The organism is Enterobacter sp. UCD-UG_FMILLET (assembly GCF_000762975.1).
GTDB classification, from domain to species: domain Bacteria; phylum Pseudomonadota; class Gammaproteobacteria; order Enterobacterales; family Enterobacteriaceae; genus Enterobacter; species Enterobacter dykesii.
The window spans coordinates 115066-127576 of record NZ_JRJC01000015.1 but is presented as its reverse complement, the minus strand read 5'-3'; the positions used below and the strand labels follow the sequence as shown (position 1 = coordinate 127576).

Here is a 12511-nt window from a genome sequence, read left to right as displayed (position 1 = left end):
CCTGTTCATCGACAACATGTGCCTGACAATCATGACAGAATTGACTCGCGTGCAATCCTTTGAAACATACTCCACTTAACCCCGTCAGGCATGATTTTTTTGAGAAATAAATGCGGGATCCGTTTGAATTTTATTAATGGGTATAATCTGTTTGTCTGAGTTTATCTGCAGCAGTAGCCACGGTACCTGTTCGGCAGGTAAGGGCCGGGAGAAAAGATATCCCTGCAGGTAATCGCAGCCGAGACGGGTGAGAACCACCTGCTGTTCTTCCGTTTCTATCCCTTCTGCCACCACATTCATCTCCATGGTCCGGGCGATACTGATAATAGTTTCAACCAGCTTGTAGCTTTTTTCATTTTCCAGCATCGACGTGACAAAGCTTCTGTCGATCTTGAGTTCTTTTGCCGGAAGCACGCTCAGCATCAGAAGGTTGGAATAGCCCGTTCCAAAATCATCAATCGAGACAACGATCCCCGCGTGATTAAACGCGTTGAGCAACTCAATGCTGCGGTCGAGATTTTTAAGCGCGGTGCTTTCCGTTACCTCCAGGATCAGCCGGGATGGAGACAGGCTATATTTTTCCAGCATCGACGAGATGATCTGGAAAATGTCCGGCTGTTCAAACTGGATGGGGGATAGGTTGAGCGACAACGTCCACTGGCTGAAACCTTGTTCAGTCCAGAAATGAAGCTGTCGGCATGCCGCCTCAATGGCCCAGTTACCTACCGGAATAATTAAGCCAGTCTGTTCCAGCGTGGGGATAAACAGATTAGGCAGCACAACGCCTTGCTCAGGATGCCGCCAGCGCAGAAGGGCTTCAAAACCGTGAATGGTTTTTTCTCCCGCATGCCAGGTTGGCTGGTACCACAGTTCAAACTGATCGCGTTCAAGCGCCTGAGAGAGTTCCTGCAGGAAACCGGGTTTCGCCGGGATCGCCGTTGACATCTCGGCACGGTAAATCGCCCAGCCGTTGCGGCCATCTTCCTTGACGCGATGTAAGGCTGCATCCGCCTTGAGCTTCAGCTCATGCAGCGTTTCGCCATCCTGAGGATAGAGGCTGACGCCTGCGCTGATCGTCGTGCTTAACGTATGCCCGCAGACAGACAGAGGGCGTCGCACATCCTCGAGCAACGCGGTGAGCAGGGCGTTGAGCCTGTCGTCGTCACATTCCGGCACCAGCAGGATAAAGGCGTCGCCACCCAGCCTTGCCAGAGTCATCTCACGCGTGAGCCGGGCCGTGATGCGCTGCGCGACCGTGATCAATAGCTCATCACCGACGCTGTGACCCCACGTATCGTTAACGCGTTTGAAGAGATCGACGTTCAGGAAAATCACCGCAAATGGCTTCTTGCTCAGCAGCGCGCTGCGCAGACAATCCTGCATGCGGAGATCCATCTGGTGGCGGTTTGCGAGCCCGGTGAGCGCGTCAAAACGCGCCTGTAGCTCAAGCTGGCGGTTGAGCTGCTGCAGATTATCCGTCAGCCGGTTAGTGCGCCGGTGAGAGTCGATAAGTGAAATGATTAACATCACCCCGAGCAGGCAGAGCGTGGTGACCGAAACCCAGATGGATAACCCCAGCTCGCCGATGCCGCCCGGCAGGGTGTGCGCCATTTCCTGAAACTGAGCGGCACTCATGCCGGTATAGTGCATCGCACAAATGGCGGCACCCATGACGAAGGCCGCGAGAATGCGATTGATAAAGACGCCTTTGCGTTTATCCCGAAGACGGAAAGCCAGCCACAGCGCCGTGCCGGAGGCAACAACGGCAATAACCACGGACAACCCCACGAGGCGGCGATCCCAGATGATGCTGCCATCCAGCATCAGGGCCGCCATACCGATGTAGTGCATAGACACCACGCCAGCGCTCAGGATCGCCGTAGCAAAGATCAGTCGAAAGGGAGAAAGTTTTTTGCCCGCGACGGCAATATTAAGTGCCGTGGCCGATGCAACCACCGCGACGCCCAGTGACGCAAGGGTTAACCAGAGGTCGTAGCTCATCATCATGGGCATTTGCATCGACAGCATGCCGATAAAGTGCATCGACCAAATGCCAATGCCCAGCGTGACCCCACCGGCAATGCGCCAGAACAGGGCAGCCTTTCGGCTGGAGAGGGGGATCTTGCCGGCGCTGTCCAGCGCCACAAAGGAGGCGATAAACGCCACCAGATAAGAGATAGCGATTAACACAGGGTCCCACGATATATTGAGCATTATGCAATCCCACGCCTGAGAGGGTTACCGATTTCGCCTGCCGGGTACATCTTTATCGGGCAACGAACATGCGCATTCAAACCATATTAGTTATTTATCGTGAAAAATGACCAGTCATATTAATACTCTAAAACTTATTAAGAATATAAAATATATTCTCTTGTTAATATATTAAGCATTGCTAAACAAGAACCAATAACAGTAGCAAAGCTCCTTAAATATGAAGGCGATCGTGTCGTCTCACCGCGGGCGATACTATCGCTTAAGATGGCGGGAGACCAGTATCACAGCATGCTGAGCAGAACATTTTCACTAATACGCTCTTTTTATCTGACTTAACGTAAATCTCAGGATGCTAACGGCGAAACAAAAAACAAGCGTCGTTTGCGATGAAAAACTTCCGGGCCAATGCTATAAGTCTAAGTGCCGACCAAAATATAAAACGTGGGTATTATCATGCTAAAAAATATTAGTGTAAGGACCTTTATTATCGGGTTCCTTTTCTCTCTTTTTTTGGTAAGTGCAGGTGTCGTTGTTCTATTTTCCAGCAATACGTCTCTCTTTATTTCGCTTAATGTCATCAATTTCGTTGCGCTATTTTTGCTCTGGGTCTATATGACGAAGTATCTTGTGACGCCGATCAATACGGTGAAGAAAAGTATTGAAGAGGTAACCGCAGGCAACCTTGGCGTCTCTATCCCTGAATTTGGCAATAACTGTGCGGGCCGACTCATTCCCGGGATAAACAGCCTTTCCGGCAATATTGCGACGCTGGTGCGTGAGATCAGGGCATCATCACAAACCGCCATGACCTTATCGGATCAACTCTCGGCACGTAGCGCTCAGCTATCGGTGAAAACCGAGCAGCAGTCTGCGTCTTTGGTGCAAACCGCAGCCAGCATGGAGCAAATGGCCGCGAGCACCAAAAACAATGCCGATAACACCCGCCTGGCGAGCGAGCAGGCAAATGTGGCGACGTTACAGGCGCGCAAGGGCGGCGAGCTGATGGGGCAGGTCGCCAGCAATATGCAGTCCATTACCGAATGCGCGCAGCAGATGACGGAGATTATTTCGCTCATTGACGGCATTGCGTTCCAGACGAATATTCTGGCGCTCAACGCGGCCGTTGAGGCGGCAAGGGCGGGCGATCATGGCAAGGGTTTTTCTGTGGTCGCGGAAGAGGTAAGAAACCTGGCACACCGCAGCGCGGAAGCCGCGAAGAATATCAAAACGCTGATTGAAGTCACCAGCAGTAACGTCACGCAGGGAGCCAGCGTTGTGTCACAGGCAGAGAAAAACATGCATGAAATCGTGACCGGCTCGGGAAATGTCAGCCGCTTAATGGACGATATTTCCGCGTCAACCTCAGAGCAGGAGAAAGGCATTTCTCAGATTACCCTGGCGCTATCGGAGCTGGAGCGGGTTACGCAAAGTAACGTGGCAATGGCAGAGGAGCTCAACGGTTCGTCTGATGTACTGCGTAATCAGGTGATTGAGCTGCAGACCCGAACGCGTAATTTCAGGCTCGATCGGTCATCCTTGTCCTCATCACCTGGCGGCTCGCCATCCTTCCTCCAGCGGCCAGAGCACTCTCTCTGACAGCACCTCAAAGCCTGGCATGCCAGGCTTTTTTTACGCCTCCGCCTGGTATGTACAATTCCTGAGCGATTTCAGCGCGATGGGATACATAGTTGTTGCTTAACCCCTGATGAAAGCTAGACTGACACCGAAAGAGCTAAAAAGGTGGAGGCGCTGTGGAAAGCATTAAAGGATCTGAACTTAACGTTCCGGACGCAGTTTTTGCGTGGGTGCTGGATGGTCGCGGCGGTGCGCGACCGCTGGAAGATAATGATGTGATCGATAGTGCGCATCCCTGCTGGCTACATCTGAACTACACCCACCCGGACAGCGCTGACTGGCTGGCTTCGACGCCGCTCTTGCCCAATAACGTGCGCGATGCACTGGCGGGTGAAAGCCTGCGGCCCCGCGTGAGTCGAATGGGTGACGGGACGCTGATCACCCTGCGCTGCATTAACGGCAGCACGGATGAACGCCCGGATCAGCTGGTTGCGATGCGTGTCTACATGGACGATGGGCTCATTGTGTCCACCCGGCAGCGTAAAGTCCTGGCGCTGGATGACATCGTCAACGATCTGAAAGAGGGCACCGGGCCGGTCGACTGCGGCAGCTGGCTGGTGGACGTCTGTGACGCGCTGACCGATCATGCTAGTGAATTTATTGAAGAACTGCACGACAAAATCATCGACCTGGAAGATAACCTGCTCGATCAGCAGATCCCGCCCCGCGGTTTTCTGGCCTTATTGCGTAAGCAGTTGATTGTGATGCGCCGCTACATGACGCCGCAGCGCGACGTGTATGCGCGTCTTGCCAGCGAAAGGCTCGCGTGGATGAATGACGATCAGCGACGCAGAATGCAGGATATTGCCGACAGGCTGGGACGCGGGCTGGACGAGATTGATTCCTGTATTGCCAGAACGGCGGTGATGGCGGACGAAATCGCGCAGGTGATGCAGGAGTCGCTGGCGAGAAGAACCTATACGATGTCCCTGATGGCGATGGTGTTTTTACCCAGCACGTTTCTTACCGGGCTGTTTGGCGTGAACCTGGGGGGAATTCCGGGTGGTGCTTATCGCTACGGCTTTACCGCCTTTTGCGTGATGTTAGTTGTTTTGATTGGTGGTGTTGCATGGTGGTTGCATCGTAGTAAATGGCTGTAAATTTACGCTTTTTTCAGCTTTCAACGGGATCAAAACGCTCTTTTAATTGAGCGAAGTCAATAAACATCTACCCCGTAAGGTGCAATATGACTCCCGCAGGTGAATGCAACGTCAAGCGATGGGCGTTGCGCTCCATATTGTCTTACTTCCTTTTTTGAATTACTGCATAGCACAATTGATTCGTACGACGCCGACTTCATAGTCGGCTTTTTTTTGCCTCCTGATTCTCAGCGTCTACCCTAAAAGGGACGACAGCAAATTCTGGAGGGAATGATGAGCATCCTGAACGCTCTGCTACTGCAACAATCGCGTCAATCCGATCCCGTCCCCACCGATCCGGTGCCAATGCCCGATCCCATCCCGCGTCCGCAGCCGATGCCCGACCCGCCGCCCGATCAAGAACCGATTAAATTGTCGCATCGAACCGCGAGATCTGCGAGGATACGCGCCATCTGACCGCAAAGATGACCACGAGAGACTACTGTGACCGCTTTTTCTACCCTGAAAGTTCTGCCCGCCGCCCAACTCGATAACCTCAACGAGTTGGGTTACCTCACGATGACGCCTGTTCAGGCGGCCGCGTTGCCCGCCATCCTTGAGGGCCGTGACGTGCGCGTGCAGGCGAAAACGGGCAGCGGGAAAACGGCGGCATTTGGCCTTGGCCTGTTGCAGCATATCGATGTGGCGCTATTTCAGACCCAGTCTCTGGTGCTGTGCCCGACCCGCGAACTGGCAGACCAGGTCGCGGGTGAACTGCGTCGCCTGGCGCGTTTCCTGCCCAACACCAAGATTTTAACCCTCTGCGGCGGACAGCCGTTCGGCGCGCAGCGTGATTCACTCCAGCATGCGCCGCACATCATTGTCGCAACGCCCGGCCGCCTGCTGGATCACCTGCAAAAAGGCACCGTCTCGCTGGATGCGTTACAAACGCTGGTGATGGATGAGGCAGACAGGATGCTGGATATGGGCTTCAGCGATGCGATTGACGAGGTGATCCGTTTCGCCCCGGCCGATCGTCAGACGCTGCTGTTCTCCGCGACCTGGCCGGAGGCCATCGCCGCCATCAGCGGGCGCGTGCAGAAAAATCCGCTCACCATTGAAATCGACAGCGTAGATGCGCTGCCCGCTATCGAGCAGCAGTTCTTTGAAACCTCGCAGCAGGGGAAAATTTCGCTCCTGCAGAAATTGCTGAGCCAGCATCAGCCTGCGTCCTGCGTGGTGTTCTGTAATACCAAAAAAGACTGTCAGTCGGTCTGTGATGCCCTGAATGCCGCCGGCCAGAGCGCACTGTCGCTGCATGGCGATCTGGAGCAGCGCGATCGCGATCAGACGCTGGTCCGTTTCGCTAACGGCAGCGCCCGCGTTCTTGTTGCAACCGACGTCGCTGCGCGCGGTCTGGACATTAAATCCCTTGAGCTGGTGGTGAACTATGAGCTGGCGTGGGACCCTGAAGTGCACGTGCACCGTATTGGCCGTACCGCGCGTGCGGGAAACAGCGGTCTGGCGATCAGCTTCTGCGCACCGGAAGAGGCGCAGCGCGCCAACATTCTCTCTGAGATGCTGCAGATTAAGCTGAACTGGATGAATACACCGGCCAGCGCCAGCATTGTGCCGCTGGAGGCTGAAATGGCGACGCTGTGTATTGATGGCGGTAAAAAAGCCAAGATGCGTCCAGGTGACGTATTAGGGGCGCTGACCGGGGATGTGGGTCTGGACGGGGCGGATATCGGCAAGATTGCGGTCCATCCGGCGCATGTCTACGTAGCGGTTCGCCAGGCGGTTGCCCATAAGGCATGGAAGCAGCTGCAAAACGGGAAAATTAAGGGTAAAACCTGTCGCGTACGTCTGCTGAAATAAAGAATGGAGCGTCTCAGAAGGTCCTTCTGAGACGCTAATCGCTTACTTCACTTCAAGCACGTTGAGACGCAGCTCTTCAAACTGATTGTCATCTTCTTCCGGCTGCCAGCCCGCTGGCTGCATGGGAATATCTTCCCGATCAAACGCCAGGTCTCCGCCGTTCACGACTTCTGACTCGTGGTTGATGCCCTTAAAGTCGAACAGCTCTACATCCGCGAGATGGGAAGGGACAACGTTTTGCATCGCGCTAAACATGGTTTCGATACGCCCTGGATAACGCTTATCCCAGTCGCGCAGCATGTCGCCAATTACCTGACGCTGCAGGTTCGGCTGAGAGCCGCACAGGTTACATGGAATGATCGGGAATCCTTTAGCCTGAGAAAAACGCTCAATGTCTTTTTCGCGGCAGTAGGCGAGAGGGCGGATCACAATGTGCTTGCCGTCATCGCTCATCAGTTTAGGCGGCATGCCTTTCATCTTGCCGCCGTAGAACATATTGAGGAACAGCGTTTGCAGGATATCGTCGCGGTGATGGCCCAGCGCAATTTTGGTCGCGCCCAGCTCCGTCGCGGTACGATACAGAATGCCGCGGCGCAGACGAGAACAGAGTGAGCAGGTGGTTTTCCCTTCCGGGATTTTCTCTTTCACAATGCCGTAGGTATTTTCTTCGACGATTTTATACTCAACGCCCAGCTTTTCGAGGTATTCCGGCAGAATGTGCTCCGGGAAGCCCGGCTGTTTCTGGTCAAGGTTGACCGCCACCAGGGAAAATTTCACCGGTGCGCTTTGCTGAAGATTACGCAGGATCTCCAGCATGGTATAGCTGTCTTTACCCCCTGACAGGCAGACCATGATGCGGTCGCCTTCTTCAATCATGTTGAAGTCTGCAATGGCTTCGCCCACGTTACGGCGCAGTCGCTTTTGCAGTTTATTCAGGTTGTATTGTTCTTTTTTGTTAATTTCTTGATTCTGTTGCATTAAGTACTACCTTCGGAGCCAGCAGGGGCAAACATTGTATGCCGCGTATGGTACGGATTCCGGCGACGAATACCAGCACGTTTTACAGCGGGGTTAAATATGGAACCCTATAACGATTCACATCATGCAGGCTTAAGGGTAATGACTAGTGATGCCGGGGTGATGCGTTATATCGACAAGGGTAGCTTTAAAAAGCCTGAAAAACCTGGGAGGGCATCAGAAGGGTGCAGGCTCGCTGGGATAAGTATCACTTTTATCTCAGCTTAAAGCACCTCAACCAATTCAAATTCTTCTGCGATCAGTTCCATATCTTCAGAAAAATGGCCTTCGCGGAAGAAAAATCGCTGATGCTCTTTCTGCCAGTATTCAAGGCTTAAATCACCTTCACCCTCTTTGCGAGCGAACTCCTCATTAACATCGCAAAAACGCACCAGCCGCATTGAAACCAGCCGGATCACACAGACTGGGACATCCTGGCCATCAAGGATTATGTTGTAGCTCCCCATCCGCGGAGCAGACATATCCTGCGCGTACGAGGCAAAAGATCCGCAGGTGGCCGTTTTGATTCCTTTTTTAATCAGGTCCGCAAGCACGCTGGCCAGTTCCGGGCCATCACCCATTTGCCAGGCCACTGCGCCTGGGTATTTCATTTTTAATTCCTCAACCTTTACCATGCCAATCCTTTCTTAACCCTTGATTAAAACAGTTTTAGCATAAACTCTGTCGTTACAGGAAGCGTAGTCGGCTTTTCCTACACCTTTGTGCACGGGTGGGCAGGAAAACAAAGCGTTGCGCATATTGGCCGAGTAAATATAACCTTATGGGGTTATTTGTGTGGTGAATCTGTTGCCTGCAGCCAGGCGCGTGACGTTGTATAACGAGGAAAAGTCAGCGGAACAGAACCGACACCACGCTTTTTCTGTAACTTTTATATTTCTGACGCCTGACATGGTATTTCTTTCTTTATCAACCATGCTTAAGACGATGACAATTCAATCACTTCAGCATCATCGAAGCGGCAACTTCACTCTGGTCGAGAATCCTCAATGCGCCGTGTATCGATTTATTTAGCTGTAGCCACGACAATTTTTATACTGGGCGTTTTTATTATCAATTTACAGGTCTGGTATTCTTCACGGGCAGACAGTCTGGCAGGGGCGCGCTACGTCGTCAGGAATATGAATGTTATTCTTAAGGAAGCCCGCGATGCAGCCCGGATAGCGATGCAACTTGCTGAAAATGAATGCGATGCTGAAGGACAATATCGGCTCGGCACCGAAGCTGCGCTACAGCCACACCTGAGAACGATCGTTATTCTGAAAAAAGATGCGGTCTGGTGCTCTTCGTTGCCGGGAAACCGCGTATTGTTGGTTAACGGCTCAGCGCTGCCTGAAACAACATTGCTGCTCGTTCCCGCGAAAAGTACGGTCAACGGCCTGCCGGTTCTTTTATACCAGACACAGCATGCCGGAAGCCGAATCATGGTGAGCATCAGTGACAGCCATATCCGGGATGCGCTGAATATGCCATTACGTGGCGTGGCGTATTCACTGCAGGTTGGCAATCGTAGCTTAGGCCAATCCGGCGATGTGATGACGCCAGCCCATGCAAACAAAGATGTACTCAGGGTAAAAGACGCTGATTATCCTTTCGCGATTCAATTTAACTCTCCGCCTTTTTTTAGCCTGACGAGACTATTCGACCAGGCCGGTGGAGTGCTGTTATTTCTGCTGCTCATCTCCTCTCTTCCTGCTTATCTTCTGCAGCGATATTTCTCTAAGGATATTTCGCCTGAGGAATCGCTGCGTATTGCCATCTACAGAAATGAAATTATTCCCTACTACCAACCCGTAGTAAGCGGTAAAGAGGGAACGTTGCGTGGGGTAGAAGTGCTGGCCAGATGGAAACACCCGAAGTCAGGGTTTATCTCTCCCGCGTCATTTATTCCTCTCGCTGAGAAATCGGGCTTAATCATTCCCTTAACCCAGAGCTTAATGCGTCAGGTTGCATCGCATATGAATTCGATTTCTACCTTGTTACCCGAAGGGTTCCATGTCGGTATTAACTTCAGCGCGTCTCATATTGTTGCCTCCACTTTTGTTGAAGAGTGTCTCCACTACAAGCGTAGCTTTATTCATCAGGATCTTAACCTTGTCATTGAAGTGACCGAGCGAGAACCCCTCCATGTCGATGAACATCTCGTTAAGACCCTGAATGCGCTCCACGAGATTGGTTTTGCTATTGCACTGGATGATTTTGGAACCGGCTATTCTGGTCTGTCTTACCTGCAGGATTTGCAGATTGATTACATCAAAATCGACCAAAGCTTTGTTGCCAGGGTTAATGCCAGTGCGGACTCAACCGTTATACTGGATTCGGTACTGGAGCTGGCAAAAAAATTGTCAATCAGTATTGTGGCAGAAGGCGTTGAAACACCAGAGCAGCTGGATTATCTCACGCGTAACCACATCAATTTTTTACAAGGTTTTTACTTCTTCAAACCCACACCGTTTAAGGAACTGGTGAAAGTTCTTTTGTCGAAGCCAAAAGTTAAGGTGAAAGTAGAGTGAGGTTTATCACATCGTATAAAAGGGGGGCAACATCTTGTGTTTAAATAACAGAGACAATCTTTCATTTAAGAGACAGGCGTAAGAGAGGGTATACTGCGCCCTCGGCAACCGCTTCACAACCCAGTAACCCGTACTATGACCCTCAATCGCTTTTGTTATTCACTTCTGATTTTCGCTGCAATAGCTAGCCTTGTTACCTCGCATCCGCTGATCATCTGGTTTCTGCTGATTAACGCCCTGACGACAGGCATGTATGGCGCCGATAAAATGGCGGCGCGTAAAGGTTTGCGCAGGGTGCCGGAAGTCACGCTGCTGGTGTTTGGCGCGACAGGCGGCTGGCCTGGTGCCATTGTGGGCCAACAGCTCTTTCGTCATAAAACTCAAAAGCAGCCCTTCAAAACCTACTTTGTTATCAGCATTTTCGTCAGCATCGCCGTAATGGCGACGGCTTACCATTTCTCTTCTTTTGCTTCCTGACCAGCGCAGGGAGAAACAGATGAAGTGCTTGTTGACATCAAGTTAACTTGAGCTTTTAAGATGCCTCCACGCGCTGATAAAGGAGTAACATCTTAAAATGAAAGATATCGATGTTGGTTTTACCCACGTTGCGTTTATGGTCAGGGATCTGGAAAGGAGTATCGCTTTCTACCGTCGCTACGCCAATATGGACGTCATCCACCTGCGTGAACCCGGTATTCCCGATGCCCGAAAGGTGGCATGGTTAAGCGACCATACCCGTCCTTTCGCTCTTGTGCTGGTGCAGGCCGACCTTGTGACGGATACGCCGCTGGGCAACTTTGGTCACCTGGGGATTGCCTGCGCCACGCGTGAAGAACTCGACAGGAAAACGGAGATGGCAATCGCTGAAGGGGTGTTAAGAAAAGCACCGGAGGAGTTGGGCGATCCCGTCGGTTACTATGTATTTTTTGCCGACCCTGACGGCAACACATTAGAACTGTCATTCGGGCAGCGGGTTGGGCTTGAGGCAATCCGGACGGCTCATACGGAAAAATGAAGATAACGGGTGATATGAGAAAAAAGATGGAAGACAGGTTGCCGTTTCAAACCCCCCGGTTACGACTACGTCCTCTGGCATCTGCCGATTTGTCGCAGCTTGTAGGCTACCGTAACCAGCCTGAAGTTGCCCGTTTTCAGAGCTGGGAGCGGTTTACGACGCGAGATGCAGAGAAATTATATGCTCAGCAGATCCTTCTTGAGTTTAACAGCGATGATATCAGATTATTGTTGAACGGCAAACGGACGGGGCAGTGGCGGGTGATATTGGTGTTCATTTTTTTGATGAGGGCAGGCAGGCTGAACTGGGTATGACCTTTGATATGAAATATCAGAAGCAGGGTTATGCCCGGGAAGCACTCAATGCCGTTATCACGCTGCTATTTACGCATTACGCAAAGCACCGGCTCATCGCCGTTGTGGATATACGAAATACGCCTGCAGTAAATCTGCTGGAAAAACTCCACTTTCGACGAGAAGCTCATTATCGGCAGAATGTCTTTTTTAAGGGAGAGTGGGGGGATGAATATCTTTATGCATTGCTGAGAGAGGAGTACCTCCAGCCTTAACGCCTCGTCACCATTAGACGCCAGCACTGCTAATAGTAGTAGGTCTATTCTCAATGGCTTGCTGTTTTTTGCACAATCTGAATAATAAATGCACCAACAAGGAAGACAACATCCCATGAGAATTCAAACTATTACACTGGCGGCGCTGGCGTTTATTTCTGCGCCTTCCTGGTCCGCTTTTCAGGAGCGCGAATACAATACATGGTATATAAAAAATGCCGTTCTTTATGATATGACGCAGACCTCAGAAGGTTTCCCCGTCATGGTGAGTATTTCTCAACCGGCCCGGCGTTCGGCCAATCTGCTGGTGTCCTACATATCCCCTGGACAATGTGGTGCGAACCGGCAAGAGCTTAACGTCAATGGCAAGGTGCTTCCTGCACAATATCACTGTGTTCAGGTGGGAGAGTACAGAATTGAGCATTTTTCAGTACTGGACGCTGACAGCGTTAATAGTATGGTGACACATTTGAAATCCGATTTTACCGTACTGCTTCAAAATGACATCAAGGTTTGGGCGGCAAACATTAAGACACCCATATATGGGCTGACGCCGAGATTTTAAATACTA

At 51.7% G+C, this 12511-nt stretch carries 11 protein-coding genes and 2 pseudogenes; 9 read left to right on the top strand and 4 right to left on the bottom strand.

Features of this window, described 5'->3' with window-relative positions:
- Positions 1 to 84 precede the first annotated feature (84 nt).
- Positions 85 to 2214 carry a putative bifunctional diguanylate cyclase/phosphodiesterase gene (locus tag LA04_RS07665; RefSeq protein ID WP_047651079.1) on the bottom strand — a complete coding sequence of 710 codons (2130 nt, stop codon included), beginning with the start codon at positions 2212 to 2214 and terminating at the stop codon, positions 85 to 87.
- Positions 2215 to 2670: 456 nt separating this feature from the next.
- Here LA04_RS07665 and LA04_RS07660 point away from each other — a divergent pair, with 456 nt between their 5' ends.
- The 4 genes from LA04_RS07660 (at position 2671) to dbpA (ending at position 6809) form a co-directional block, all read left to right on the top strand.
- Entirely contained in the window at positions 2671 to 3813 is a 1143-nt protein-coding gene (locus tag LA04_RS07660; RefSeq protein WP_072015514.1) for a methyl-accepting chemotaxis protein, read from the top strand.
- 155 nt (positions 3814 to 3968) lie between these two features.
- The gene (zntB, locus tag LA04_RS07655) at positions 3969 to 4952 is read left to right on the top strand and encodes a zinc transporter ZntB (protein WP_023335899.1); all 984 of its coding nucleotides are present in this window, start codon (positions 3969 to 3971) and stop codon (positions 4950 to 4952) included.
- Between the two features lie 273 nt (positions 4953 to 5225).
- A complete protein-coding gene (gene ynaL, locus LA04_RS25140) occupies positions 5226 to 5408 on the top strand; it encodes a proline-rich small protein YnaL (RefSeq protein WP_071786533.1) in 183 nt (60 codons plus the stop codon).
- A 27-nt stretch (positions 5409 to 5435) separates the two neighbouring features.
- Positions 5436 to 6809, top strand: a complete 1374-nt coding sequence (gene dbpA / locus LA04_RS07650) for an ATP-dependent RNA helicase DbpA (protein ID WP_047651077.1) — start codon at positions 5436 to 5438, stop codon at positions 6807 to 6809.
- A 42-nt stretch (positions 6810 to 6851) separates the two neighbouring features.
- On the opposite strand, the gene ttcA is transcribed toward dbpA, so the two are convergent.
- From ttcA to LA04_RS07640, 3 genes and pseudogenes are all read right to left on the bottom strand, one after another.
- Positions 6852 to 7787 (bottom strand): tRNA 2-thiocytidine(32) synthetase TtcA, encoded by a 936-nt coding sequence (gene ttcA / locus LA04_RS07645; protein WP_033145703.1) that lies wholly within the window; start codon positions 7785 to 7787, stop codon positions 6852 to 6854.
- A gap of 35 nt (positions 7788 to 7822) precedes the next feature.
- Positions 7823 to 7894, bottom strand: a pseudogene (locus tag LA04_RS24955) (hypothetical protein); the annotation flags it as partial.
- Positions 7895 to 8050: 156 nt separating this feature from the next.
- Complete coding sequence (locus LA04_RS07640) at positions 8051 to 8461, bottom strand: ASCH domain-containing protein (protein WP_047651076.1); 411 nt, start codon at positions 8459 to 8461, stop codon at positions 8051 to 8053.
- A 372-nt stretch (positions 8462 to 8833) separates the two neighbouring features.
- On the opposite strand from LA04_RS07640, the gene LA04_RS07635 reads away from it, so the two are divergent.
- From LA04_RS07635 to LA04_RS07615, 5 genes and pseudogenes are all read left to right on the top strand, one after another.
- Positions 8834 to 10357: an EAL domain-containing protein gene (locus LA04_RS07635; protein ID WP_047651075.1), complete on the top strand. Its 1524-nt coding sequence runs from the start codon at positions 8834 to 8836 to the stop codon at positions 10355 to 10357.
- Positions 10358 to 10492: 135 nt separating this feature from the next.
- The gene (locus LA04_RS07630) at positions 10493 to 10834 is read left to right on the top strand and encodes a DUF1294 domain-containing protein (RefSeq protein WP_047651074.1); all 342 of its coding nucleotides are present in this window, start codon (positions 10493 to 10495) and stop codon (positions 10832 to 10834) included.
- A 97-nt stretch (positions 10835 to 10931) separates the two neighbouring features.
- Entirely contained in the window at positions 10932 to 11372 is a 441-nt protein-coding gene (locus LA04_RS07625; RefSeq protein ID WP_047651073.1) for a VOC family protein, read from the top strand.
- 26 nt (positions 11373 to 11398) lie between these two features.
- Positions 11399 to 11940 (top strand): annotated as a pseudogene (locus tag LA04_RS07620) (GNAT family N-acetyltransferase).
- 115 nt (positions 11941 to 12055) lie between these two features.
- Complete coding sequence (locus LA04_RS07615; RefSeq protein WP_047651072.1) at positions 12056 to 12505, top strand: hypothetical protein; 450 nt, start codon at positions 12056 to 12058, stop codon at positions 12503 to 12505.
- Positions 12506 to 12511: the final 6 nt, after the last annotated feature.

Bases quoted from the DNA above. Each gene is read 5' to 3' on its own strand.
- ynaL (WP_071786533.1), top strand. From the start codon at position 5,226: ATGAGCATCCTGAACGCTCTGCTACTGCAACAATCGCGTCAATCCGAT.
- LA04_RS07635 (WP_047651075.1), top strand. From the start codon at position 8,834: ATGCGCCGTGTATCGATTTATTTAGCTGTAGCCACGACAATTTTTATA.
- LA04_RS07615 (WP_047651072.1), top strand. From the start codon at position 12,056: ATGAGAATTCAAACTATTACACTGGCGGCGCTGGCGTTTATTTCTGCG.
- LA04_RS07660 (WP_072015514.1), top strand. From the start codon at position 2,671: ATGCTAAAAAATATTAGTGTAAGGACCTTTATTATCGGGTTCCTTTTC.
- ttcA (WP_033145703.1), bottom strand. From the start codon at position 7,787: ATGCAACAGAATCAAGAAATTAACAAAAAAGAACAATACAACCTGAAT.
- LA04_RS07640 (WP_047651076.1), bottom strand. From the start codon at position 8,461: ATGGTAAAGGTTGAGGAATTAAAAATGAAATACCCAGGCGCAGTGGCC.
- LA04_RS07625 (WP_047651073.1), top strand. From the start codon at position 10,932: ATGAAAGATATCGATGTTGGTTTTACCCACGTTGCGTTTATGGTCAGG.
- LA04_RS07665 (WP_047651079.1), bottom strand. From the start codon at position 2,214: ATGCTCAATATATCGTGGGACCCTGTGTTAATCGCTATCTCTTATCTG.
- LA04_RS07630 (WP_047651074.1), top strand. From the start codon at position 10,493: ATGACCCTCAATCGCTTTTGTTATTCACTTCTGATTTTCGCTGCAATA.